The organism is Candidatus Skiveiella danica (genome assembly GCF_022705245.1).
Lineage (GTDB): Bacteria > Pseudomonadota > Gammaproteobacteria > Burkholderiales > Burkholderiaceae_C > Skiveiella > Skiveiella danica.
Genome location: NZ_JAKJEW010000012.1, coordinates 73,450 through 97,367 on the forward strand (window position 1 = coordinate 73,450; position 23,918 = coordinate 97,367).

Below are 23,918 nucleotides of genomic sequence, written 5' to 3' on the forward strand. Positions count from 1 at the left end.
CTGATGCTGGGTCAGGGCGACTTTTCTTCGGATTTTTTGGTTGGGGCGGCCGTTGGCACCCCGCCATCTTCACGCGCGGGCGGTTCGCCGCCCTTGCGGCCGGCGAACATCGTCCACCAGACGATCAGCACCAGCAGCAGCAAGGCACCCAGCGCTTCTAGCAAGATCAGACCCATCAGACGACTCCTTTGGCAACTCGGTGGAGCCGCCATTGTAGGAACGCTGGCCAGTTGCGCCACGTCACCGCCGCCGGCCGCGCCCGCGCCCGCGTCGCCGCAGATCGCAGACGACGACAGGGCGCCCCTGCCGCCCCCGATCCTGCAGGCCAGGAGCCGCTGGGTGCCGGTGCGCTGGGCCGAGCTGCCGGGCTTCGAGCAAGACCCGCTGCACGAGGCCTGGAACGCCTGGGTCAAGAGCTGCGAGCGCCCAGGCTCGCTGGCTTCCCTTTGTGCGGACGTGCGTCAGCTCAGCATCGCCAGTGCCGACGAGCAGCGCGCCTGGCTGCGCGCGCGGCTGCAGCCCTACCGTATCGAGCCCCTGTCCGGGCCGGCGGACGGCCTGTTGACCAGCTATTTCGAACCGGTTTTTGACGCCTCGCGCAAGGCGCGAGCGGGCTACACCGTGCCCCTCTACCGCCCGCCGGCCAATCTGGGCGCGCGCCGGCCCTGGTACACGCGCCAGGAGATCGACACCCTGCCCGAGCCGCGTGCGGCCCTGGCTGGGCGCGAGATCGCCTGGCTGGCGGATCCGATCGATGCGCTGATGCTGCAGATCCAGGGCTCGGGCCGTCTGCGCGTGACCGAGCCCGACGGCAGCGTGCGCATGGTGCGCATGGCCTATGCCGGCACCAACGACCAGCCCTACCAGAGCGTTGGCCGCTGGCTGCTGGACCAGGGCGCGGTGCGCGATGCGTCCTGGCCAGGCATCAAGGCCTGGCTGGCGCAGAACCCGCAGCGCACCCAGGCGCTGCTGTGGAGCAACCCCCGGGTGGTGTTCTTCCGCGAAGAGCCACTCACGGGCCTGGACGCCGCCTTTGGCCCGCGTGGCGCGCAGGGGGTGCCGCTGACACCAGGGCGCTCCATTGCGGTGGATCCGCAAAGCATCCCTTACGGCACGCCTGTCTGGCTTGTGTCCAACGGTCCGCAGACCAGCCTGAACCGGCTTGTGATGGCCCAGGACACCGGCAGTGCCATCGTCGGTGCGGTGCGCGCAGACTGGTTCGCGGGCTGGGGGGCCGAGGCGGGGGAACTCGCCGGGCGGCTCAAGCAGCCGCTACGGATGTGGGTGCTGTGGCCCAGGTAGCTGGATCCGCCAGGCAGGCGCTTTGGGATGCAGAAAAAAAGCGGGGCCCCTTGGCCACGCTTTGCCTCCCTGCCTTTTGAAACTCAGATGCCTACAGCGCCGCCGTCCTTGCGCGTGACCACGACAGTCGCGGAGCGTGGGCGCTTGGCCGAACCGGTTGCCGTCTGGCTGGCGGGCCAATGGCTGGTCATGGCGGCCAGCGTGCCGTTCTCACCCGGATGCTGGACGTTGAAAAACAGGGTCTTGCCGTCCGGCGTCACGGCGATGCCGGTGATTTCGCAGTCCTTCGGTCCGACCAGGAAGCGGCGCACCGTATCGGCGGTGGCGTTCGCACCCTTCAAGGTCGCGGTGCCGCCGGCGGCGGTCGCTGCGCCGCCATCGCCCACCTTGCCCGGCACGGCGGCCAGCATCATGCAGTTGGTCACGTCGGTGTAGGCGCCGTCGTCGGTCTGGATCCACAGCAGGCCGCGCGGGTCGAAGTACAGGCCGTCAGGGCTGGAGAAATCGTTGACGGCGCTCAGACCTGACAGGTTCACGTCGGCGGCGGCATCGGACTGGGCTGCAAACAGGTAGATGTCCCAGGCAAAGCTGGTGGCTGCGACGCTGCCACCCGCCTCGCGCCAGCGGATGATGTGGCCGTTCGGGTTGCCCTTCTGCGAGGTCGTGCCCTTCATGTCTTCGTAGTAGCGCGGATTGGCGGCATCGGGCTTGAGCTGGCTGCCGGTGGGCGTTGCGGTGGTGGCCACGCGGTTGCTGTTGTTGGTGAGGGTCATGTACGCCTCGCCATTGAGCGGGTTCACACCGCCCCATTCCGGGCGGTCCATCTTGGTGGCACCGCGGATGTCGGCGGCAATGCGGGCGTGCGTCACCACGTCGGCCTGGTCGGCAAAGGCGTAGGTGGCGTTGCTGGCGTCCAGGCCGTTCTTGCCGAAGCTCAGTTCCAGCCATTGACCCGAGCCGTCGGCATTGAACTTTGCGACATACAGCGTGCCTTCGTCGAGGTACTTGGCCCCGGCGGCCATGCCGCCATTGACGTCCTTGGCATCCCACACCGCCTTGGAGACGAACTTGTAGATGTACTCGTTGCGGGCATCGTCGCCCATGTACATCACGATCGGCTGGCCGACCACGGCGGGTGCCGGCCAGGCGCCTTCGTGGTTCATGCGACCGAGTGCCGTGCGCTTGGCTGGCGTGGCGGCGGGGTTGAAGGGGTCGATCTCGACCACCCAGCCGAAGGTGTTGGCGATATTGCGGTAGTCATCTGCCGCTGTGGCGCCGGTGACTGATGAGGTCCAGCGAACAAACAGATCGTCCGTGCCCGCCGTGTCCCAGAGGTAAGGGCTCTTTCGGTTCTCCGGCAGGCCGTAGCGGTTCAGACCGGCAATTTCCTTGGCCGCGCGTTGGGCGTTGTCGCCAGCGGCGCGCGAGACGACGTTGAGCCAGTTCTCTTCACAAGTGACGTAAGTGCCCCAAGGCGTGTATCCGTTGGCGCAGTTGTTGTTGGTGCCGCGGGTCTTCAGGCCATCGGTGGAGAACCTGGTCTTGACCAGCGCGCTGCCCTTGGCCGGGCCGGTGAACACCATCTCGGTGGCGGAGGTGACACGGCGGTTGAAGCGCGAGCCGCGCACCATGCTCATGTCACTGCCGGTCCCGCGCTTGACTTCCACCACGCTCACGCCGTGCGCATAGATTTCCTTTTCCACTTCGCCGGCCACCCGGGCGGCACCCGCCGTGATGCCGGCCGGGTGCAGGCTGTAGGGCTGCACGACGTATTCGTGGTTGACGGCGAGCAGGCCGCGGTCGGAGCGGGCAGCGTCGTATTTTCCGTCTTCGGTCAGGCCGAAGAAGTACATGCCGTCATGGCCATCGCCCACGCGGCGGTTGTAGGACTCGGCACTTTCGCTGCCGTCGTCCTTCCACGACTCGTCGCCGTAGTGCAGCGGATCACCCAAGGCATGCAGGATGCTGACCTGGTAGCCCTCGGGAACGGTCACCAGGTCGTTCAGGTTCTTGGCCACGGCGGTGAAGCCCAGTGCCAGCGCCTTGGAAGCGTCGGGCACCGGATCGTCATCCCCGCCACAGGCGGACAGGCCCAGCCCCCCCAGCAGGGCGCCGGCGGTGACACTGACGCCGCCCTTGAGTGCGCTTCGCCGGCTCAGTCTCACCACGAGGATGTCGTCCATGTGGGCGTTGGCAGTGAGGTTGACGATCTCGTTGTCGTCGTATTCGGATGCGCGGGTCGGTGACAGCGTGTGATTCGTCATTGATATAACTCCAGGTTGAAAGATGCGATAGGGGGGGATTCTTTCGAGTGTTTGTGACCGCCTTGTGACGGTCCTGCGCCGGCAACGGTGCGGCCCGCCCGTCCCGGCGGGGTTCAACTTGGTACCATGCCGGTTCGATTCACGCTGTGGCTTGTCTGATCCATGGAGGAAAACGTCCCCCGCATCGCCCGAGAGCCCGCGCCGCAGGGCCCGGTCGCGCGCACGCTGGGCCGCTGGACGGCCGCGCAGCTGACGATGCCGGGTGTATGGTCCGCGGTCGAGGCCAGCCTGGCGGCACTGAAGGCGGAGCCCGGGATCCGCTGGGACCTGCGCGACCTGCAGCGGCTGGATCATCTGGGTGCGCAGGCGCTGTGGAACCATTGGGGCCACCAGTGGCCGGCGCAACTGGAAGTGCTGCCCGATCAAAGAGCCATGCTGGAGCGGGTGGCCCGCTTCGCGGTGGTGCCGCCACCTTATCGGCGGCGCACGCTGTGGGAATACTTTCTGGGCCTGGGCGAGTTGCTGTTCAAGCTGACCGACCATGCCCGCGACCTCTTGCGTCTGATCGGCCAGCTCATGCTGGACCTGATGCGCCTGGTCCGTGACCCGCGCGACGGCCCCTGGCGTGACGTCACCGGGCACATCTATCAAATCGGCGCCACCGCGCTGCCGATCACCGCGCTGGTCGGCTTCCTGATCGGGGTGGTGCTGGCCTACCTCACCTCGCAGCAGCTGCGGCTGTTCGGCGCGGAGATCTACATCGTCAACATCCTGGGTCTGTCCTTGATCCGCGAGCTCGGCCCGGTGCTGGCCGCCGTGCTGATCGCCGGGCGTTCCGGCTCGGCCATCACCGCGCAGATTGGGGTGATGCGTGTCACCGAGGAGCTGGACGCCATGCGTGTCATGGGCATCCCGCAAGGTTTCCGGCTGGTGATGCCGCGGGCGATGGCCATGGCGCTGGCCATGCCGCTGATCACGCTGTGGACGACGGTGTCAGCGCTGGTGGGCGGCATGCTGGCGGCCGATCTGGTGCTGGGCATCACGCCCTCGTACTTCATCAACAACCTGCCGCGCGCGGTGATGGTGAGCAACCTCTGGCTGGCCATGGGCAAGTCGGTGGTGTTCGGCCTGATGATCGCGCTGATCGGCTGCCATTACGGCCTGCGTGTCAAGCCCAACACCGAAAGCCTGGGGCAGGGCACGACGGCCTCGGTGGTCACCTCGATCACGGTGGTGATCCTGATCGACGCGCTGTTTGCCGTGATCTTCAAGAACATCGGAATCTGACGCATGACGCCGCCACCCGCCACCGCACCCGACGCGGCCGCCGCGCCATCCCCGGTCCGCCCGCCCGTGGTTGAGATCCGCGGGCTGTGGTCGGTGTTCCACACCGCCGGCGTCGACATGGTGGTGCACAAGGATCTGAACCTGACGGTGCCGCACGGCGAGATGCTGGCCATCGTGGGTGGCTCCGGCAGTGGCAAGACGGTGCTCTTGCGCCAGATCCTGGGGCTGCAGACGCCCTCGCGCGGCACCGTCACCGTGCTGGGCAAGCCGGCGGCGGTGCTCGGCGCCAAGGGCGCGGCGAGCCGCGTGGGCATGCTGTTCCAGCACGGCGCGCTGTTCTCGGCCTTCACCGTGCTGGAGAACATCGCTTTTGCGCTGCGCGAACTCAAATGTCTGCCCGACAACCTGATCCGCGACGCTGCGCTGCTCAAGCTGCAGATGGTCGGGCTGGACGTGAAACATGCGCACAAGATGCCAGCCGAGCTGTCCGGCGGAATGATCAAGCGCGTGGCGCTGGCGCGTGCGCTGATCATGGACCCGCCGCTGTTGTTGCTCGACGAGCCCACGGCCGGGCTTGACCCCGAGAGTGCCGACGCCTTCTGCAACCTGTTGCGCTCGCTGCACCACGAACTGGGCCTCACGGTGGTGATGGTGACGCACGACCTCGACACGCTGTTCGAGCTCAGCACCCGGGTGGCGGTGGTGGCCGACCAGCGGATCATCGTCAACGCCCCGCCGCGCGAAGTGATTGCCTTCCCGCACCCCTTCATTCATGATTTTTTCCTCGGCGAACGGGGCCAGCGCGCGATGGAATTGCTGCGCGAATACCCGTTCACGGTGTAAAAAGGAAACCTTATGGAAAACAAAGCCCATGCCCTGGCCGCCGGCGCCTTTGTGCTGATGGTGGCGGCGCTGCTGGTGGCCATGGCCTGGTGGCTCAGCCGCGAAGGCGGCGTGCGCGTGAACTACGAACTCAGCTCGCGCGAATCGGTCAGTGGCTTGAACCTGCAGGCGGCGGTGCGCTTCAAGGGCGTGCCGGTCGGCAAGGTCACCGCCATCAATTTCGACCCCAAGGTACCAGGCAACGTGCTGGTGCGCATCGCGGTGGACACCACCGCCCCGATCTCCCAGGCCACTTTTGCCACCCTCGGCTACCAGGGTGTCACCGGTATTGCACATGTGCAGCTGGAAGACGGACCGGGCCCGAAGACGCCGCTGGTGTCGGTCGACGGGGAAATTCCGCGCATCCCCGTTCGCCCCGGCCTGGTGGGCCGCATCACCGACCAGGGCACCCAGCTGCTGGTGCAGGTGGAGGAGGCCACCCGGCGCATCAACCAGCTGTTGTCCCCGGAGAACCAGAAGCTGCTGATGGGCGTGGTCGGCAACGCGGGTGAGGCCGCCCAGGGCTATCGTCAGCTCGCCGAAGATCTGCGGGCCCTCCTGCAGGCACCGCCCGGCGTGGCCAAAGTCACCGTACCTGAATTGCTGAACACCACGCGCGGCACGCTGCAGTCGCTGCAAGCCACCTCGGGCGAAGCCCGTCAGACGCTGCAGCGCCTCAATGAAAAGGGCGGCGCGGTGGACAGGCTGGCCGAAGGCGTGGATGCGCTGGCCCAGAGCGCTGGCACGCTGAACGCCACCACGCTGCCGCGCCTGAACCGCATGAGCGACGATGCCACGCGCGCCGCGCGCCAGTTGGGGCGCACCGCCGGCAACCTGGGCGAAAACCCGCAATCCCTGCTGTATGGCAACGGCCCCTTGGCGCCCGGGCCCGGCGAGCCCGGTTTCTCGGCGCCGGCCGCCGCCCGTTGAGCCGGCATTCGATGAAAGTGTCACCGAACATGACTTCAACTTCCGTAGCAAACAGCGACCGCCGTGCGCTGGGATGGGCTGGTTTTTTCCTTTCCATCCTGTTGATCGGCGGCTGCAGCGCCCTGCCGGACAAGCCGGTGCGCCCCGCGGTCTACGACTTCGGACCTGGCCTGGTTCCCAAGGCGACGCCCGCGCCGGCGGCATCGGGGGTTGCTTTGTCGCCGCTGCTGCTGGCCGACATCGAGGCGCCGGCCACCGTCGACGGCACGGCCGTGCTCTACCGGCTGGCCTATGCGGATGTGCAGCAGCTGCGCCCGTATGCCCAAGCCCGCTGGAGCATGCCGCCCGCACAGCTCGTGCGCCAACGCCTGCGCGACCAGCTCAGCCAGCAGCGCGTGGTGCTCAACCCCGCCGAAGGGCCGGCTGGCTGGATCCTGCGGCTGGAGCTGGAGGAGTTCACGCAGGTGTTCGAGACGCCCGATCGCTCGGTGGGTCTGGTGCGCCTGCGTGCCACCCTGCTGGAGACGGTGAACGGACGTGAGCGCCTGGTGGCCCAGCGTCGCTTCACCGTCCAGCGGCCTGCGGCCAGCGCCGATGCGCCTGGTGGCGTGCGCGCGCTCACCGCCGCCAGCGATGTGGCCACCGACGAGATTGTTCAATGGCTGTACCAAGCGCCAGCGGGCGTGCGTTGAGGCGGGCCAGGGCTGCACGGCGCGCCGCAGGACACCATGACCCCGCTTGAAACAAGCCTGGCGAGGGCCGGCCTGGAACCGACGGGCACCGGCCTCAAGCTCTCCGCCTTCGGGCCGCACTGGCTGCACGACAGTCCGCTGCTGGAGGACTTCACCTTGGCCGAAGCCGACATCGTCGGCGCCGCCATGCTTGGCGCGCGGGCCACCGCGGGCCAGGTTCTGGTGGCCGAAGGGGAGGTGGGCGACTGGATGCTGGTGGTGCTCAGTGGCACCGTGGATGTGACCCGCCGCGTCGGTGCGGATCTGGGAGAAACCGTGCGCCTGGCCGTCATCCGGGCCGGCGCCACGGTCGGCGAGATGTCGATGCTCGACGGCGAGCCGCGTTACGCCAGTTGCACCGCCATCGATGCCGTGGAATTCGCGGTGCTCACCCGCCAGGCCGTGGCCCGCCTGATCCACGAACACCCGGCCGTGGGAGCCAAGCTTCTGGTCAAGATCACCCAGCTGCTGGCCCAGCGCCTGCGCAATACCACGCAGCAACTCACGCGCCTGCTGGATAGCAGAACTCAGCAGGGCGCTGCCGGGCGCGGCGAGAACCGGGCCTTGTGACGAATCGAAGCTCGGAGCGCGGGAGATTGATCCGCGGCAAACCGGCAAGAGGGCAAAACGCGTAGCCTTGGCATAACGATGAAGAACCGGCCTTATAGGAGTCCACCATGCGCACCGATGCACCGCAACCCGACATTGAGGAAATTGCGCCCGACGAGGAGCTGCTCCGGGTGGATGAGACGGCGGCCATCATGGTGCGGCCTGACGGCTATTACTGGCAGGCAGAGGACAGTCGGCAGGAGTTCGGGCCCTTTGCCAGCGTGGAACAGGCGCTGGCTGACATGGCCGAGGCCGATGGGGAAGCGCCTGAGCCCGGCGAGACCTTGCAGGAGGCCGAGGACGAGATCGGCATCGCCGACTGGATCGACCCCGACACCGGCGATCCGGCCGAGGGATTCCTGCGCCCGCGCCTGGAGGCCGACTGAGCGGCGGCGGCCGGGTTCAGGGGTTATATTTTCATAGCGTGTTGTGACCGGCTGGCGCTGGATTTTGGCTGTTTTCATTTGAAATTCCCGTTGAAGCCGGTTCTGCACGGCCCTGCCGTGCCTTCGGCGTTCAAGTACCATCCCCGGCAACCCCATTCGCCCGCAGCGGGCCCCAACGGAGAAAGCCATGTTCAGTCATGTGATGGTCGGCGTCAGTGATCTTGATGCCTCAAGGAAGTTTTACGACGCGCTGCTCGGCACGCTGGGCATCGGCCCGGGCGTGGCCAACAAGGCCCGCTATTTCTACCGCAGCCCTACGGGCACGTTCGGCATCACCATCCCCATCAACGGCGAACCCGCCACGCACGCCAATGGCGGCACCATCGGCTTCACCATGTCCTCCCCCGAGCAGGCGGAGGCCTTCCATGCCGCGGGCGTGGCCCACGGCGGCACCACCTGCGAAGACCCGCCGGGCTGGCGCGAGGCCTCCGTGGGCAGGCTTTACCTGGCCTACCTGCGCGACCCCGACGGGAACAAACTCTGCGCCTTGTACCGGCCTGCCCAGTGAGGCGGTCCCGCCGCCGCTGGCTGCTGGGCGCCGCGCTGGGGCTGGCGCTGGCCGGCTCGGGCTGTACGCCTTCCGGGCCGCGCAGCGTCACGCTGTCGCTGGACCAGATGCAGGAGAAGCTGGCCACGCGCTTTCCGCGGCGCTATCCGGTGGCGGGGCTGGCCGAGCTCAATCTGCAGACCCCACGGCTGAGCCTGCGGCCCGAGCGCAATCGCCTCAATGCCGTGATGGCCGTGGAGGCCAGCGGCCCGGCGCTTCGGCGCACCTACAGCGGCAGCATGGACGTGGACTTCGCCCTGCGTTTCGAGCCCTCCGACCAGACCGTGCGCGCCACCGAACTGGAGGTGCTCGCGCTGCAGTTCGAGGGCCTGCCGGCCAAGGCCTCCACCTTGCTGACCGGGCTGGGGCCGGCGCTGGCGCAGCAGGCGCTGCGCGAGGTCGTGCTGGTCCAGGTGCGCCCCCGCGACCTGGCGCTGGCCGACAGCCTAGGCCTGCAGCCCGGGCGCATGACCGTGACGCCGCAAGGCCTGGTGATCGAACTGGCCCCCCGGCCGCAACCCTGAGGCCCCCACCATGAGCAAGGAACAGGCTCGACAGAGCGAACTGAAGAAGATGGAGTTGTGCGACTCCTGTGCCGCCATCCAGCGCAACTGGCGCCGCGCCCCGGGCCATGCGGAGCTGGTGCAGCGCGGCAACCGCAAGGAAGAGCGCGGCGCCCACACTGTCACCATCACCCGCTACGAGTGTGACCGCTGCGGCACCGCCTGGGAGTACGAGAACGACAAGGCCAACCAGCACGCCGGCTGGTCGGTAGTGGGGCGCTAGGCGGGCCCGGAGCGGCTCAGGCGGGTTGCAGCGGAAAGCTCACCCGGGGTGCGGCGGCGGCCCGGGCGCGCCAGGTCCGGCTCACGGGGGGTGCAGCCGGTGCCATCGACAGGCTCAGCGAGGCTGACCCCAGGGCATAGATCAGGGCGCGCCGGTGCTCGGTGGCGGTGAATTGGTCGCCGGCATCGAGCACGATGTCGCGCGGATCGCCGTCGAGGGTGACCCACAGGCTGCCGCTGCGGCACAGGATCTGCACACCCGCGGCATCGGAAACGTTGAACAGGGCCTTCGGTTCGAGAGACAGGTCGAGGTGGTGGGTCGCGGTGTTCATGACAGTCCTTTCACATGCGTTGTGGGACTGAATATACTGAGCACCGCCATAGTCTACAAACGGTGAATTCGAATCTATAGCATGCGCTCAAGGAATGTCAAATCACTCCCGTCCGGCACGGTGGCCCACGGCATCCGACGCTCGGAGCTGCCGCCGCTGCATCTGCTGTACACCTTCGAGGCAGCCGCGCGCACGCTGAGTTTTACGGTGGCCGCGGGCGAACTGTTCCTCACCCAGTCGGCGGTCAGCCGGCAGATCCAGCAGGTCGAAGAAGCGCTCGGCGCGCACCTGTTCGAGCGTCGCCACCGGGCCCTGGCGCTCACCGAAGCCGGCCAGGTGATGCAGCGCGCGGTGGTCGATTGCCTGGCACGCCTTCGCGACGCCACTGCCAGCGTGCGTGCGACGCAGCCGGGCCGGCAGATCGCCATCACCACCACGCCGGGCTTTGCCTCCTTGTGGCTGATCCCGCGCCTGGCCCGGTTCACCGCCAGCCACCCACAGGTGGACGTGCGGATTTCCGCGACGCTGGAGGTGCTGGACCTGCAGCGCAGCGCGATCGATGTGTCGGTGCGGCTGACCACGCTCGACAAGGGCCTGGGCCGGCCTCTGTTCGAGGAGCAGGTGCTGCCGGTGTGTGCCCCGCAGCTGTTGCAAGACCGCTCGAAGCCGCTGGTGCGGCCGGCCGATCTGGCCCATCACACGCTGCTGGCCATCGACACCCCGCGCGGGCAGTCGCTGACCATGGACTGGGAGCCCTGGTTCAAGGTCATGGGCCTGCCGGAGATCCGCATGAAGAATACCTTGCGGTTCTCCCAGTACTCCGACGTGGTGGCCGCTGCGGTGGCCGGCCAGGGGGTTGCGATCGGACGCCTGCCGCTGCTCGATGCCCTGTTGCGCGATGGCCGGTTGGTCGCCCCCTTCAGCGGGGCCGCTTCGCATTTCGGCTATTTCGTGACGGTCGCGCCCCGCGCCGCCGCCAACGCGGATGCGCAGGACTTCGTGCGCTGGCTGGCGTCAGAAGGCGAGGCGGCCAGGGCCCTGCAGCCGCCCGGCAAGCCGGACGTCCTTGCCTGACAATGCGGGGCCCGGCCCGGTCGGCCGCTTACAAGGACACGCCATGACCTACCCCAACACCCAGCTCTTCATCAACGGCCAGTGGCAGGACGCCGCCGATGGCAAAAGCCTGGCGGTTTTCAACCCCGCCACCGGCCAGGAAATCGGCCGCGTGGCCCATGCCGGCATCGCCGATCTGGACGCGGCGCTGGCCGCCGCCCAAAAGGGCTTCGAAACCTGGCGCGACCTGCCCGCCATCGAGCGCAACAAGATCATGCGCCGCGCCGCCGCGCTGATGCGCGAACGCGCCGGCGCCATTGGCGCCCTGCTGACGCAGGAGCAGGGCAAGCCGCTGGTCGAGGCCAAGGGCGAGGCCATGGCCGCCGCCGACATCATTGAATGGTTCGCCGACGAAGGCCTTCGCGTGTATGGCCGCATCGTGCCCTCGCGCTTCAACCTGGCCACGCGCCAGATGGTGCTGAAAGACCCGGTGGGCCCGGTGGCGGCGTTCACGCCGTGGAATTTCCCGATCAACCAGGTGGTGCGCAAGATGGCCGCGGCGCTGGCCACGGGCTGCTCGATGATCGTCAAGGCCGCGGAAGAAACCCCGGCCTCGCCGGCCGAGCTGATCCGCGCCTTTGCAGACGCCGGCATCCCGCCCGGCGTGCTGGGGCTGGTGTACGGCAACCCGGCCGACATCTCCAACTACCTGATCCCGCATCCGGTGATCCGCAAGATCACCTTCACCGGCTCCACGCCGGTGGGCAAGCAGCTCGCCGCGCTGGCCGGCAAGCACATGAAGCGCGTGACCATGGAACTCGGCGGCCACGCCCCGGTGATCGTGGCCGAAGACGCCGACGTGGCGCTGGCCGTGAAGGCTGCGGGCGGTGCCAAGTTCCGCAACGCCGGCCAGGTCTGCATCTCGCCGACGCGCTTCCTCGTGCACGAGAGCATCCAGAACGACTTCGCCGCCGCGCTGGTCAAGTACACGCAGAGCCTCAAGGTGGGCGACGGCGCCGCCGAGGGGACCACGATGGGCCCGCTGGCCAACCCGCGCCGCATCACCGCCATGGCCGAGTTCACGCAGGACGCGGTGCAGCACGGCGCCACCGTGGCCACGGGCGGCGCGCGCATCGGCGATGTCGGCAACTTCTGGCAGCCCACCATCCTGACCGGCGTGCCGCTGTCGGCCAAGGTCTTCAACGACGAGCCCTTCGGCCCGATGGCGGCAATCCGCCCGTTCAACACGCTGGATGAAGCCATCGCCGAGGCCAACCGCCTGCCGTTCGGCCTGGCGGGCTACGCCTTCACCAAGTCGCTGAAGAACGCCGACCTGCTGGCCCGCCGGGTCGAAGTCGGCATGCTGTGGGTCAACATGCCGGCCCTGCCTTCGGCCGAGATGCCCTTTGGTGGCATCAAGGACTCCGGCTACGGCTCGGAAGGCGGCCCCGAGGCGATGGACGCCTACCTGAATGCACGCTCCGTGGCGATCATGAACGTCTGAGCGGCAGGCACCCGCGCGGGTGCGCCGCGCAGGGCCCTATCACCCGCGTGACAGGCGCCCAAGCTTCGGGCAGGGCGAAGCTTGCTAGGCTGCGATCCATGCAGATCTCCGAATTCGCCGCGCGGTGCGGCGTCACCGTCCACGCCCTGCGGCACTACGAGGCTTTGGGTCTTCTGAAGCCCGGGCGCAGCGCGGGCGGTTACCGCACCTACGAGCCTGCGCAGCGGCGCGAGGTCGTCTTCATCGCCATGTCGCGCAAGGCCGGCTTTTCCTTGCCGGCCATTGCGGAAAAGCTGCCGGCGTTTCGCACCGGGCGCCTGGGCATCGGGCAGATGGTCGAGGCCCTTCAGGACCGCATCGCCGAGATTGACCAGCAGCTGCGTGAGCTGCACAGCCTGCGCGCGGAGCTGCATGCCCACATCGCCTGGCTGCAGGCACGGCGGCCGGCATCGCCGGCCAAGGCCTTTGGATCCACCCGAAAAAGGAAAACCCTATGAACGCCCCTGCGTCCCACGCATCGCCCGCCTTCCAGCAACTCGAACGCCTTGTGCTGTCCATGCCCATGGCCCAAACCCTGGGCTTGAAGTTCACCCGCATCGCGCCCGGCGAGGTGGATCTTGAAATCCTCGTGCAGGAGGCCTTCACCTTTCGGCCCGGCCAGTTGCAGGCCACGCCCGTCTTTGCCATCGGTGACTTTGCCGCCGTGGCCGCCGCCGGCACGACACTGCCGCTGGGCTGGATCAACGCGACGGTGGACGCCACCCTCAAGCTCATTGCGCCGGCGCAAGGGGTCGCCTTGCGGGCGCGTGGCCGGGTGATCGATGCGGGCAAGCTGCTGACGGTGTGCGCGGCCGATGTCTACGCCGTGGCGGACGACGGGCAGGAGACGCTGTGCGCCACCCTGCTGGGCACGGCACGCAATATCGACATGAACCCGCGACCCAGGTAAGGGGCTCTGTTCAGCGCGGCGCTGGATCCGGTATCAAACTCATAGCTGGACAGGACCATTCCACGCTGGGGATTGGCCAAAAAAGCTTGAAAATTCTGAAAAACCCGCGTTCCGGCGCCGCAAGCCGCCTGCACCGGCCCCTGAGCCGCCTCAGTGGGCCACCGTGAAGCGCTGCCGGATGTGGCGGCCGGTTTCGATCTCGTCCACGATGGCCACGGCCAGGTCGGCCACCGAGATGCCGGCGGGTGCCTCGCCCACGCCGGGCAGCAGGTCGTCCAGCCCCAGGCGGTACTGGCCGGTGCGCGCGCCGGGCGCCAGCGCGATGGGGGGCGAGAGGAACACCCAGTCCAGCGCCGTTTCCAGCTTCAGCTGGTTCAGCGCCTCGCGCGCCGCCAGCGCGCCCTGCTTGTATTCGGCGGGGAAGGGCGGCGTGTCCACCAGCTGCAGGCCCGGGGCTACAAACAGGCTGCCGGCGCCGCCCACGACCAGCAGGCGCTTCAAGCCGGCCTGCTTCACGCCCTCGATGATGGCGCGGGTGCCCTGCAGGAAGAGCTCGTAGATCCGCGGCTCGGTCCAGCCGGGGTTGTAGGCGCTGACCACGGCGTCGTGCCCGGCCACGGCGGTGGCCACCTGCGCGGCGTCCAGCGCGTCGGCGGCGACGACCGTCAGGCCGGGCTGGGGCGTGAGCTTGCCCGGGTTGCGCGCCAGCACGGTGACGGCGCGGCCGCGGCTCAGCAGTTCGGCGAGGACGGGGGCGCCGACAAAACCTGTGGCGCCAATCAATGCGACTTTCATGGAGATCTCCGGTGTGTTCAGGAAGGCTTTACTTTGATGACTTCATGAAACCTTGAATAGACGGTCAATTTCGCCAATACTGTGAAGTAAAACTAAATAAACGAGGTTTTCCATGGACCAGCTCAAACGCATGGCCGTCTTTGCCGAGGTGGTGGCGGCGGGCTCGCTCACCGCGGCCGCACGGCGACTGGGCATGACGCCCTCGGCCGTCAGCCAGCACCTGCGCCAGCTCGAAGGCGCGCTCGGCCTGGCGCTGCTGCACCGCTCCACCCGCAAGCTCACGCTCACCGAGGCCGGCGCGCGCTACATCGAGGGATGCACGGCGATGGTGGCTGCTGCGCGCGCGGCCGAGCAGGCGCTGGAACGCCACCGCGACGAGCCGGAGGGCGAGCTGCGCATTGCCGCGCCCATCGGCTTCGGCGGCCTGCTGGCCCGGGCCCTGGCCCCGTTGCGCCGGCACCCGCGGCTCACGCTGCAGCTGTTGCTGGACGACGCGCTGGTGGACCTGATCGACGCGCGGGTGGACATCGCCCTGCGCGCCGGCAGCCTGCCGGATTCCAGCCTGGTGGCCCGCAGGCTGGGCAGCATGGGCACCCAGATGTGCGCCGCGCCCGCCTACCTGGCCGAGCGCGGCTGGCCGGGCACGCCGCAGAACCTGGCGCAGCACGACTGGCTGGGCGCCCGGCCTTTCGGCACCGCGACGCAGAGCCTGGTGCTGCACAACGACGCCGGTGAGACGGCCACGGTGCAGGTGAACAGCCGTGCCCAGGCCAGCCAGGTCACGGCCCTGCACGCGCTGTGCGTCGAGGGCTGGGGCATCGGCGTGGTCGTCAGCGAGGACGACCGTCGCGCCTTGGCCGACGGGCGCCTGGTGCCGGTGCTGCCGGGCTGGCAGTTGCCCGACCTGCCGGTCTATGCCGTCACGCCCCGGCGCGGCGAGCAGCCGGCCAAGGTGCGCCATGCCCTGGCGCTGCTGGCGGCGCACTTTGATCTTTTGCCGGGTCCCGCGGCTGGGTGACCCGTGAACCGGCCGGGTCTTGCCCGTCCGGGGCTGGGCCGCACCGGGACCTGTGTGGGCATGCGCACAGAGCCAATGGGCGGCGCCCGCCACACTCGCGCCAGGCACTGGACGCTCCCGGATCCAGTCATGCCAACCCTCCGTGCCCACGACCCCCACCATTCTCACGTCCTTGATGCGTTTTCTGCTGGGCCTGGCCGCGGCCCTGCTGGCCACGCTGGTGCTGGCCGCCCTGTTCATCGCGGTCTTCGGCTGGAACTGGCTGCGCGCCCCTCTGGAGCGCGTGGTGCTGCAGAAGACCGGAAGGGAACTGGCCATCCACGGCGACCTGACGGTGAAGTTCGGTTGGCCCCAGGTGCGCCTGCGCGGCGCCACGCTGACCTTTGCCAACCCGGCCTGGACCCAGGAACGGTACATGGTGGCGGCCACCAGCGTCGAGGTGGCGGTCGATGTGCCCCAGCTGCTGCAACGCCATCTCACCTTCCCCGAAGTGCGCCTGCAGCAGGCCACGGTGTTCCTGGAGACGTCCGCTGACGGGCGCAAGAACTGGCTGCTGGACCTGGCGCAGCAGGACGAGAACGCCCGCATCCGCATCGGGCGCATCGCGCTGGACCGTGCCCAGCTGGGGTATGACGACGTCGCCCGAAAGACCCGCCTTCGGGCGACACTGTCGACCGGCGCGGATGGGACCGAACACAGCGCCACCGCCGACCTCCAGTTCACCGCAAACGGCCGTTACAAAGGGCTGGAGGTCAAGGCCCAAGGCAGCGGCGGGCCCGTGCTGGCGCTGCGTGACACGACCCATCCGTACCCGTTGAAGGCGCAGGTCAGTCTGGGGCGCACCGAGGCGACGCTCGAGGGCACCGTGACCGGCTTGCTGGCGCTGGACGCCGTCGACCTGCGCATGGCGCTGCGCGGCGACAGCCTGGAGCAGCTCTATCCGCTGTTGGGCATCGCATTTCCGGCCACGCGGGCCTATAGCACGGCGGGTCACCTGCTGCACACGGGCAGCACCTGGCGCTACGAGCAATTTACCGGGCGCGTCGGTGCCAGCGACATCGCCGGCTTCGTGCAGGTGGTCACGGGGGGCAAACGCCCCGCGCTGACGGCCGGCCTGACCTCTCGCGTGCTCGCCCTGGAAGATCTGGGCCCGGTCATTGGCGCGCGCCCGGGCAGCGCGGCGCGGGCGGCGGCGTCACCGGTGGGGCGGGCTCGTGTGCTGCCCGACCTGCCGTTCAAGACCAACCGCTGGGACTCGGTGGACGCCGAGGTTGACTTGAGCGCCAAATCCCTGCGCCACGCCAAGGCCCTGCCGCTGGAGAAGCTGGTGGCCCACCTCAGCCTGCGGGACGCGGTGCTGACCCTGGACCCCCTCAACTTTGGCCTGGCCGGCGGCCAGCTCGACACCCGTGTCACGCTGGATGGGCGCAGCCAGCCGATCCAGGCGCATGCCCAGGTGCGGGCCCGCAAGGTGTTGCTGTCCCGACTGTTTCCGACGGTGAATCTGAACAGGAACAGCATCGGCCAGGTCAACGGGCAGTTCGATCTGACCGGCAAGGGCGATTCGGTGGGCAGTCTGCTGGCCAGCTCCAACGGCAAGCTGGGGCTGGTGGTGGCGGGCGGCGAGGTCAGCAAGCTGATGATGGAAAAAATCGGGTTGCACCTCTGGGAGATCCTGAGCCTGAACCTGACCGGCGACCGGCTCGTGAAGCTGCGCTGCGCCGTGGCCGACTTCGACGTGAAACAGGGCCGGATGACCGCCAGCGCGCTGGTGTTCGACACCCAGGTCACCACCCTCATCGGCACGGGCACGATCGACCTGGGCCATGAGACGCTGGACCTCACGCTCAACCCCAGGACCAAGAAAACCAGCCCGCTGGCCCTGACCAGCCCCATCTACATCCGCGGCAGCTTTGCCCGCCCGACGACCGAAGTCGACAAGGGGCGTGTGGCCCTGCGTGCCATTGGCGCGGTCGGGCTGGGCCTGATCAACCCGCTGCTGGCGCTGATCCCGTTGATCGATGCCGGCCCCGGCGAGGACAGCGATTGCGGCGAGCTGGTGCGCGAGGCGCGGGCCTTGCCGCATGCGCCTGGCGCGCCCGGGAAAGTCCTGAAAAAGTAGCAGTATGTGACCGTTCCACGACGGGAACGAGCCAGAAAGCTTGAAAAGATCGCGTGACAAGCGCGCCAGAACCGCTGCGGCACGCCGTGGATGCGGGCACAATCCGCCACCGACAGTCAGCGCCCGGGCCATGGATGGCCGGGGTGCGCCAAACGGATCAGCCCCATGCTTCATTCATTGCGCAAGTCCCTGGCCGTGCTGCCGGCGGCGTTGATGTTCATCGCGTCGCTGAGCGCCGCCCCCGCCGCCCAAGCCCAACAGCCGGTTGCCCAGCCGACGCCGGCGCCGCAGACACCGGCCCAGCGCGGCCAGTACCTGGCGCAAGCGGGTGACTGCATCTCCTGCCACACGGCCAACGGTGGCGTGCCCTTTGCCGGCGGGTACCGTCTGGACACACCGTTTGGCGCTCTGCTCGCGCCCAACATCACGCCCGATCCGAAAACCGGCATCGGCCTGTGGAGCGCAGACCAGTTCTACCGGGCGATGCACGAAGGGGTCAACCGCCACGGGCAGGACATGTACCCGGCCATGCCCTACGACTTCTACACCCGCATCACGCGCGAGGACAGCGACGCGATCTACGCCTACCTGCGCACGCTCGCCCCGGTGGTCAACGCGGTGGCCATCAACCAGCTGCGCTTTCCGTTCAACCAGCGGTGGTCGATGGCGGTGTGGCGCGAGCTGTATTTCACCGAAGGCACCTTCAAGCCCGACGCCAGCAAACCAGCGTCGTGGAACCGCGGCGCCTACCTGGTGGAAGGCCTGGGCCATTGCAGTTCCTGCCACTCGCCGCGCAACGCGCTGGGCGGCATCGAGAAAGACAAGGCCTACACCGGCGCCAGCATCGATGGCTGGTTTGCGCTGAACCTGTCGTCCAACCTGCACACCGGCCTGGGCAGCTGGACGGCGGCCGATATCGCCACTTACCTCAAGACCGGCGCAGTGCCCGGCAAGACCACGGCGCTTGGCCCCATGGCCGAGGTGGTGCGCAACAGCACCTCGCACCTGACGGACGCCGACTTGGCGGCCATGGCCGAGTACCTCAAGTCGATCCCGCCGAACTCCTCGCTGCGCACCGGCAAGCCGGTGCCCGATCCGGCGCGCGCCCAGGCCGCCACGCTGTATATGGACCACTGCGGCGCCTGCCACCAGGCAGGCGGGCGCGGCATGCCTGGCGTCTTTCCGCCGCTGGCGGGCAACCCGGTCGTGATAGCGCCCGATGCAGCCAACATCGTCAAGGTGGTGCTCGGGGGCGTGCCGGCGCAAGGCAAGTACATCCCTATGCCGGGCTTTGCCTCGCAGCTGAACGACCAGCAGATTGCCGACCTGGCCAACTACGTGCGCATCAGCTGGGGCAACCAGGCGGCGGCGGATGTCACCGCTGCCGCTGTGGAAAAACTGCGCGGCCGCTGATCGAACGGCTCGCTCAGGCTTTGGCCGGCCGACCGGTGGCCTGTGCAAGCAAGGCCTTGCGGCGCAGGGTGGCGGGTATCCCGAATTGCGCCTGGTGCCACCGGGCGAGGGTGCTGGGTCCGGAAAACCCCAGCAGGTCGGCGATCTCCGCCATGGTGCGCGTGGGGTGCGCCAGGTAGCGCTCGGACAGATCCAGCCGGGCCTGATTGACGAGCGCGGAAAAGGTGATGCCATCCCGCTCCAGGCGACGGTGCACCGTGCGCCGGTCGACGCCCAGATGACGGGCCACGTTCTCCACGGAGCAGCGTCCGGTCGGCAGCAGGATCAGAACCAGCTGGCGGACCTCCTTGTCGATCGACTGGGGGTCCATGCCGACGGTGTTCTCCAGAAGCCGGCGCGCGTAACCTGCCATCACCGGGTCTGAGGAGGCAATGGGCGTGTCCAGATCGCTGCTCTTGCAGACGATGCCATCGAACTCGCAGCCGAACTCCAGCGCCGGGCCGAACAGGCGCCGGTGCAGGCTGAGGTCTACCGGGCTCTGGTGCACGAAGCACACCCGCCGCGGCCACCAGTCGTCACCCAGAAAGATGCGCAGCACGCGCATCACGGCGCCCAGCGCCAGCTCGACCGACTGGTGCATGGCCCCGGGCTCGTCGACCACCAGATCCTGCCGGATGGTCGCCAGTCCGCCGGATTCCTCGATGCGCAGCAGCAGCGACTCGTTGTGCACCCGCATGTACTGGGCGATCACGTCCAGCAGGTGGCGCACCGTGGGGGCATCACGCGCCACCAGGCCGAGCTGGCCCAGGATCGACAGGCGCCGGGTCTCCGCCATGCGCAGCCCGAAATTCTCGACCCCGGACAGGGCGGCCGAGTCCTCCAGCAGGCGGCGCACCGCCGTGGTGGGAATTTTCAGGTCGCGCTCGACCAGGCAGGCCTGGCTCAACCCCACCGAGCGGACCATCTGGTAGGGATCCAACCCCACGCTGCGCGCGATCTCGGCATAGTTCGTCAGCACGGCAGAGCGGACCAGTTCAGGCATCGGGGTTCTCACAGGGTGTCCCGAAATGCTAATTCGATGTCCCGTTATGTCAATCGAGAAACGCCCCGGCCTCGAATAATCCGTCCACTTTCTGAGCCGGAGACCCGATGACCACCGCCGATACCCCCACCGCCGCGTCCACCACCCCGCTGTGCGACCACCTGCGCCGCACCGGCGAGTGGAACCCGAACTGGACCCCCTTTGCCGAGCTCGACCCGGAGTGGACCGAGCGCTTCATGGCCGTGGGGCTCAAGCCCATGCTGGACAAGGTGCTGGACGCCAAGACCATCGAGTTCATCGCGATCGCGGTCGATGCCTCCTGCACCCACCTGTACGCGCCCGGCGTGCGCCGCCACATCCGCAAGGCGCTGGAGCTGGGCGCCACGCAGGAGCAGATCACTGCCGTCTTGCAGCTCACCAGCGTGCTCGGCATCCACACCATGAGCCTGGGCGCGCCCATCCTTCAGGAGGAGATGGCCGCATACCAGACCCGCTCACAGGCTCACGCCGACGCCGCTCACGCCTGATCTTTCGCCCCCACTATTCCCCTCACCCAAAGGACCCCACCATGCAATTCTTCGACGACTCCCTGCTCCCCGAAAACCAGCAACCCCTGGTGATCCAGGTCGCCCCGTACGGCCCCGAGTTCCTGCCCGGCGATTCGGACGACATTCCGGTGACGATGGACGAGCAGATCCAGAAAGCCGTGGACTGCTACAACGCCGGTGCGACCGTGCTGCACGTGCATTGCCGCGAAGCCGACGGCCACGGTTCCAAACGCCTGTCGCTGTTCAACGAGATGCTGGCGCGCCTGCGTGAAGCGGTGCCTTCCATGTTGCTGCAGGTCGGCGGGTCGATCTCGTTCGCGCCGGAAGACGAGGGCGGCGACGCCAAATGGCTCAGCGACGACACCCGCCACATGCTGGCTGAGCTGACACCCGCGCCGGACCAGGTGACGATCGCCATCAACACCAACCAGATGAATGTCTGCGAACTGATGAGCGCCGACGACGTGGCCGGCACGTCCCTCGCGCTGCCGGCCTACCAGGCTGCCTACAGCGAGATGACCATTCCCTCGGGCCCGGCCTTCGTGGCCGAGCACCTCAAGCGCCTGCAGACTGCGGGCATCCAGCCGCATTTCATGCTGGGCGATGTGGGCCAGCTGGAGACGGTCGAGCGGCTGATCCGCCGCGGCGTCTACACCGGCCCGCTGGTGCTGAACCACGTGATGATTGGCGGCGGTGCCGACGGCCCCAGCCCCTACAACCTGATGGAGTTCGTGCGCCGCACGCCCCCTGGCGCGGTGCTGACCATCGAGGGCATCATGCGCACCGTGGCGCCGCTGGGCGCGATGGCCATCGCCATGGGCCTGCACGTGCGCTGCGGCATCGAGGACAACCTCTGGGGCCGGAAGGGCGAGCGCATGACCAGCGTGCAGCAGGTCGAACAGCTGGTGCGCATTGCCCGTGAACTGCACCGCGACGTGGCCACCGGCGCGCAGGCGAAGGCCATCTACAGGATCGGCGAGCATTACGCCAGCGCCGATGAAACGCTGGAGCGCCTGGGCCTGGCGCCCAACCGGCCTGCCGGCGTGCGCGGCATGCCGCTGCGCCTGGCGGCCTGATTGGCCTGCAGGTATCCAACTTTCATTTCCTGAACACCGAGGAGACACCCATGAATTTCACACGCCGCGTCCTTTCCCTGACCGCCCTGGCCTGCGCCGCCCTGGCCGCAACCGGTGCCGCCCTGGCGCAATTCCCGGACAAGCCCATGAGAATTGTCGTCGGCGCGCCGGCCGGCGGCACAGCCGACATCGTGGCCCGCACCCTGTCTGAAGGCCTGGCGCAGCAGCTCGGGCAGCCGGTCATGGTCGACAACAAACCCGGCGGCGCCGGACTGATCGGTCTGCAGGAAGTGCTCAAGGCGCCGCGGGACGGCCACACGGTACTGGTCTCGGTCAACGGCATCATCTCGGAAATCCCGCACGCGATGAAGCTGCCGGTGGACCCGATGAAGGAGCTGCGTCCGGTGGCCGAGATCGCGCGCACCGGCCTGCTGTTCGTCGGCGGACCGAACGTGCCGGCCAGCAACGTCAAGGAAGTAGTCGCCTATATCAAGGCCAATCCGGGCAAGGTCAACTACGCCTCCTACAGCCCGGGCACCTTGTCGCACACTCTGGGCCTGGAGTTCAACAAGCTGGCTGGCACGGACATGGTGCACGTCGGCTACAAAGGCTCGCCGCCCGCGCTGACCGACCTGATCGGCGGCCACGTGTCCTTCATGTTCGACGGCCCCGCCACGTCCATCCCGATGATCAAGGGCGGCAAGATCAAGGTGTTCGCCACCACCGCGCCGGCGCGCCTGTCGATGCTGCCCGACGTTCCGACCTTTGCCGAACTGGGCTACAAGGACCTGACCGAAACCGCATGGATGGGCCTGTTCGTCACGCCCGACGTGCCGGCTGCCGCGCAAGCCCGCCTGCGCGAGGCCGTGGTGAAGGTGCTGGAGCAGCCCGCCGTGCGCCAGCGCTTTGCCGGCATGGGGCTGGACATGGTGCCCTCGGCGTCCGCCGACGAACTGGCCCGCTCGCTGCGCGCCGCCTCCGACCGCCAGGTCGCCACGCTCAAGGCGGTCGGCTTCAAGCCGGAATAAGGTGCGTAATCCCCTGTCGGTCAAGGAACCGGTCGCGTTGGTCACCGGCGCCGGCCCGGGTCTGGGCGGCGCCCTGGCCATCGCGCTGGCCGCGGCCGGCGCCCGGCTGGTGATCTGTGATATCGACCCAGACCGGCTCAATGGCACGGCAGAAAAGATCCGCTCGATGGGTGGCGAGGTCCTGAGCCTGCCCTGCGATGTCTCCGACAGCGCCGCCGTGGACGCGATGTTCACCCAGGCCGCGCAGCACTTTGGCACGGTGCACGTGCTGGTGAACAACGCCGCCCTGGTCCCCGCGCGCCCGGTCGACCAGCAGCGCCGCAGCGAACACTACGCCTACCTCACGACGCCCGAGCCGCGCCGCTCGCTGGGCTTCACCAGCGCCATGAGCGACGAAGAATGGCTGCGCTTCTGGAACGTCAACGTGCATGGCGTCTTCTACTGCACCCGGGCGGCCCTGCGCATGATGGAGCCGCAGCGCTACGGCCGCATCGTCAACATCGCCTCGGTGGCGGGCATTTCCGCGATGAGCGTGCACAGCCCGCACTACAGCGCGACCAAGGGCGCCGTCGTGGCTTTCACCAAAGCCATGGCGGCCGAGGTGGCCGGCGCCAACATCCAGGTGAACGCCATCGCGCCGGGCGGCGTGTTTACGCCGGACTTCGAGGCCTACCTGCAGACCCTGGACGAGGCGGGACGCAACCGGTTCTGGCAATTGATCCCCGCCGGGCGCCTGGGCACGATGGACGAGTACGCCGCCACGGTGGTGCACCTGGCCTGCGACCCGCACTACCTGGTGGGCCAGATCATCAGCCCCAATGGCGGCTGCGTGATTTGAGGGTGCGTGCGATGAGCGATTCATGGAGACCGGTGGCGGGGCTGTCGGATCTGCCCCCCGGCAGCCGCAAGCTCGTGCGGATCGACGGTCACAGCCTGCTGCTGTTCAACGTGGACGTTGGCCTCCACGCCGCTGCCGACAGCTGCCCGCATGCCGGCGCCTGGCTGGGTGGCGGCACACTCAGCGGCACCGTCCTGCGCTGTCCGGCGCACGGGTTGCATGCGCGGGGAAGCAGGCCTGACGGTTCGCGTTTACCCGGTGCGGGTCGAGGGCGAGGCGGTCTCGGTGAACCTAGCGCTTGAGTCTGGCGATGCCGCGCAGGCCGCTGGAATTCAAGCGGGATAGCTACTGTTTCCATAGCTGACTATGACCGTCCCGCGCTGGGGAAAGGCCAAAAAAGCTTGAAAGCATCAAAAA

Annotated in this window: 27 protein-coding genes; 22 read left to right on the forward strand and 5 right to left on the reverse strand. The window is 68.2% G+C overall.

Annotation, left to right across the window (positions count from 1 at the left end; translation table 11 throughout):
- Window positions 1-11: 11 nt before the first annotated feature.
- Complete coding sequence (locus ACMUOY_RS08860) at window positions 12-176, reverse strand: hypothetical protein (RefSeq protein WP_413892345.1); 165 nt, start codon at window positions 174-176, stop codon at window positions 12-14.
- On the opposite strand from ACMUOY_RS08860, the gene ACMUOY_RS08865 reads away from it, so the two are divergent.
- On the forward strand, window positions 109-1,302 hold the full coding sequence (locus ACMUOY_RS08865) for a murein transglycosylase A (RefSeq protein WP_413892394.1): 1,194 nt from the start codon (window positions 109-111) through the stop codon (window positions 1,300-1,302). The two genes, ACMUOY_RS08860 and ACMUOY_RS08865, sit on opposite strands and share 68 nt — an antisense overlap.
- A gap of 83 nt (window positions 1,303-1,385) precedes the next feature.
- On the opposite strand, the gene ACMUOY_RS08870 is transcribed toward ACMUOY_RS08865, so the two are convergent.
- Window positions 1,386-3,566: a PhoX family protein gene (locus ACMUOY_RS08870; protein ID WP_413892346.1), complete on the reverse strand. Its 2,181-nt coding sequence runs from the start codon at window positions 3,564-3,566 to the stop codon at window positions 1,386-1,388.
- A 162-nt stretch (window positions 3,567-3,728) separates the two neighbouring features.
- Here ACMUOY_RS08870 and ACMUOY_RS08875 point away from each other — a divergent pair, with 162 nt between their 5' ends.
- The 9 genes from ACMUOY_RS08875 to ACMUOY_RS08915 all read left to right on the forward strand — a co-directional run bounded on the left by ACMUOY_RS08875 (window position 3,729) and on the right by ACMUOY_RS08915 (window position 9,784).
- Window positions 3,729-4,853, forward strand: a complete 1,125-nt coding sequence (locus ACMUOY_RS08875) for an MlaE family ABC transporter permease (protein WP_413892347.1) — start codon at window positions 3,729-3,731, stop codon at window positions 4,851-4,853.
- A 3-nt stretch (window positions 4,854-4,856) separates the two neighbouring features.
- Complete coding sequence (locus tag ACMUOY_RS08880) at window positions 4,857-5,696, forward strand: ABC transporter ATP-binding protein (RefSeq protein WP_413892348.1); 840 nt, start codon at window positions 4,857-4,859, stop codon at window positions 5,694-5,696.
- A 12-nt stretch (window positions 5,697-5,708) separates the two neighbouring features.
- Window positions 5,709-6,665 (forward strand): MlaD family protein, encoded by a 957-nt coding sequence (locus tag ACMUOY_RS08885; RefSeq protein ID WP_413892349.1) that lies wholly within the window; start codon window positions 5,709-5,711, stop codon window positions 6,663-6,665.
- A gap of 29 nt (window positions 6,666-6,694) precedes the next feature.
- Window positions 6,695-7,357, forward strand: a complete 663-nt coding sequence (locus ACMUOY_RS08890) for an ABC-type transport auxiliary lipoprotein family protein (protein WP_413892350.1) — start codon at window positions 6,695-6,697, stop codon at window positions 7,355-7,357.
- 36 nt (window positions 7,358-7,393) lie between these two features.
- Window positions 7,394-7,966: a cyclic nucleotide-binding domain-containing protein gene (locus ACMUOY_RS08895; protein WP_413892351.1), complete on the forward strand. Its 573-nt coding sequence runs from the start codon at window positions 7,394-7,396 to the stop codon at window positions 7,964-7,966.
- Between the two features lie 107 nt (window positions 7,967-8,073).
- On the forward strand, window positions 8,074-8,391 hold the full coding sequence (locus ACMUOY_RS08900) for a hypothetical protein (RefSeq protein ID WP_413892352.1): 318 nt from the start codon (window positions 8,074-8,076) through the stop codon (window positions 8,389-8,391).
- A 187-nt stretch (window positions 8,392-8,578) separates the two neighbouring features.
- The gene (locus ACMUOY_RS08905) at window positions 8,579-8,959 is read left to right on the forward strand and encodes a VOC family protein (protein ID WP_413892353.1); all 381 of its coding nucleotides are present in this window, start codon (window positions 8,579-8,581) and stop codon (window positions 8,957-8,959) included.
- Window positions 8,956-9,522, forward strand: coding sequence for a DUF1439 domain-containing protein (locus tag ACMUOY_RS08910; RefSeq protein ID WP_413892354.1), 567 nt, complete (start codon window positions 8,956-8,958; stop codon window positions 9,520-9,522). The genes ACMUOY_RS08905 and ACMUOY_RS08910 overlap by 4 nt, the downstream gene beginning before the upstream one ends.
- Before the next feature lie 10 nt (window positions 9,523-9,532).
- Window positions 9,533-9,784, forward strand: coding sequence for a hypothetical protein (locus tag ACMUOY_RS08915; RefSeq protein ID WP_413892355.1), 252 nt, complete (start codon window positions 9,533-9,535; stop codon window positions 9,782-9,784).
- A gap of 16 nt (window positions 9,785-9,800) precedes the next feature.
- Here the strand turns inward: ACMUOY_RS08915 and ACMUOY_RS08920 are convergent, their stop codons facing one another.
- Window positions 9,801-10,115, reverse strand: coding sequence for a DUF2917 domain-containing protein (locus tag ACMUOY_RS08920; RefSeq protein ID WP_413892356.1), 315 nt, complete (start codon window positions 10,113-10,115; stop codon window positions 9,801-9,803).
- Between the two features lie 81 nt (window positions 10,116-10,196).
- Here ACMUOY_RS08920 and ACMUOY_RS08925 point away from each other — a divergent pair, with 81 nt between their 5' ends.
- The 4 genes from ACMUOY_RS08925 (at window position 10,197) to ACMUOY_RS08940 (ending at window position 13,621) form a co-directional block, all read left to right on the forward strand.
- A complete protein-coding gene (locus tag ACMUOY_RS08925) occupies window positions 10,197-11,189 on the forward strand; it encodes a LysR substrate-binding domain-containing protein (protein ID WP_413892357.1) in 993 nt (330 codons plus the stop codon).
- Window positions 11,190-11,232: 43 nt separating this feature from the next.
- Entirely contained in the window at window positions 11,233-12,672 is a 1,440-nt protein-coding gene (locus ACMUOY_RS08930; RefSeq protein WP_413892358.1) for an NAD-dependent succinate-semialdehyde dehydrogenase, read from the forward strand.
- Window positions 12,673-12,770: 98 nt separating this feature from the next.
- Window positions 12,771-13,169, forward strand: coding sequence for a MerR family transcriptional regulator (locus ACMUOY_RS08935; protein ID WP_413892359.1), 399 nt, complete (start codon window positions 12,771-12,773; stop codon window positions 13,167-13,169).
- Entirely contained in the window at window positions 13,166-13,621 is a 456-nt protein-coding gene (locus tag ACMUOY_RS08940) for a PaaI family thioesterase (protein WP_413892360.1), read from the forward strand. The genes ACMUOY_RS08935 and ACMUOY_RS08940 overlap by 4 nt, the downstream gene beginning before the upstream one ends.
- Before the next feature lie 150 nt (window positions 13,622-13,771).
- Here the strand turns inward: ACMUOY_RS08940 and ACMUOY_RS08945 are convergent, their stop codons facing one another.
- On the reverse strand, window positions 13,772-14,416 hold the full coding sequence (locus ACMUOY_RS08945; RefSeq protein ID WP_413892361.1) for an NAD(P)-dependent oxidoreductase: 645 nt from the start codon (window positions 14,414-14,416) through the stop codon (window positions 13,772-13,774).
- A gap of 112 nt (window positions 14,417-14,528) precedes the next feature.
- Between ACMUOY_RS08945 and ACMUOY_RS08950 the strand changes: the two genes are divergently transcribed.
- The 3 genes from ACMUOY_RS08950 to ACMUOY_RS08960 all read left to right on the forward strand — a co-directional run bounded on the left by ACMUOY_RS08950 (window position 14,529) and on the right by ACMUOY_RS08960 (window position 18,969).
- Window positions 14,529-15,434 (forward strand): LysR family transcriptional regulator, encoded by a 906-nt coding sequence (locus tag ACMUOY_RS08950; protein ID WP_413892362.1) that lies wholly within the window; start codon window positions 14,529-14,531, stop codon window positions 15,432-15,434.
- A gap of 142 nt (window positions 15,435-15,576) precedes the next feature.
- Window positions 15,577-17,556 (forward strand): AsmA family protein, encoded by a 1,980-nt coding sequence (locus tag ACMUOY_RS08955; protein ID WP_413892363.1) that lies wholly within the window; start codon window positions 15,577-15,579, stop codon window positions 17,554-17,556.
- A 165-nt stretch (window positions 17,557-17,721) separates the two neighbouring features.
- Window positions 17,722-18,969: a c-type cytochrome gene (locus tag ACMUOY_RS08960; RefSeq protein WP_413892364.1), complete on the forward strand. Its 1,248-nt coding sequence runs from the start codon at window positions 17,722-17,724 to the stop codon at window positions 18,967-18,969.
- Window positions 18,970-18,982: 13 nt separating this feature from the next.
- On the opposite strand, the gene ACMUOY_RS08965 is transcribed toward ACMUOY_RS08960, so the two are convergent.
- A complete protein-coding gene (locus ACMUOY_RS08965; RefSeq protein WP_413892365.1) occupies window positions 18,983-20,011 on the reverse strand; it encodes an AraC family transcriptional regulator in 1,029 nt (342 codons plus the stop codon).
- Between the two features lie 107 nt (window positions 20,012-20,118).
- Here ACMUOY_RS08965 and ACMUOY_RS08970 point away from each other — a divergent pair, with 107 nt between their 5' ends.
- Genes ACMUOY_RS08970 through ACMUOY_RS08990 form a run of 5 tightly spaced genes read left to right on the forward strand, consistent with a single transcriptional unit; the run spans window position 20,119 to window position 23,803 of the window.
- Entirely contained in the window at window positions 20,119-20,538 is a 420-nt protein-coding gene (locus ACMUOY_RS08970) for a carboxymuconolactone decarboxylase family protein (protein ID WP_413892366.1), read from the forward strand.
- Between the two features lie 41 nt (window positions 20,539-20,579).
- The gene (locus ACMUOY_RS08975) at window positions 20,580-21,635 is read left to right on the forward strand and encodes a 3-keto-5-aminohexanoate cleavage protein (RefSeq protein WP_413892367.1); all 1,056 of its coding nucleotides are present in this window, start codon (window positions 20,580-20,582) and stop codon (window positions 21,633-21,635) included.
- A gap of 50 nt (window positions 21,636-21,685) precedes the next feature.
- Window positions 21,686-22,663 carry a tripartite tricarboxylate transporter substrate binding protein gene (locus ACMUOY_RS08980; RefSeq protein ID WP_413892368.1) on the forward strand — a complete coding sequence of 326 codons (978 nt, stop codon included), beginning with the start codon at window positions 21,686-21,688 and terminating at the stop codon, window positions 22,661-22,663.
- A gap of 1 nt (window position 22,664) precedes the next feature.
- Complete coding sequence (locus tag ACMUOY_RS08985; RefSeq protein WP_413892369.1) at window positions 22,665-23,501, forward strand: SDR family NAD(P)-dependent oxidoreductase; 837 nt, start codon at window positions 22,665-22,667, stop codon at window positions 23,499-23,501.
- An 11-nt stretch (window positions 23,502-23,512) separates the two neighbouring features.
- Window positions 23,513-23,803 (forward strand): Rieske (2Fe-2S) protein, encoded by a 291-nt coding sequence (locus ACMUOY_RS08990; protein WP_413892370.1) that lies wholly within the window; start codon window positions 23,513-23,515, stop codon window positions 23,801-23,803.
- The last annotated feature ends 115 nt before the right edge of the window (window positions 23,804-23,918 follow it).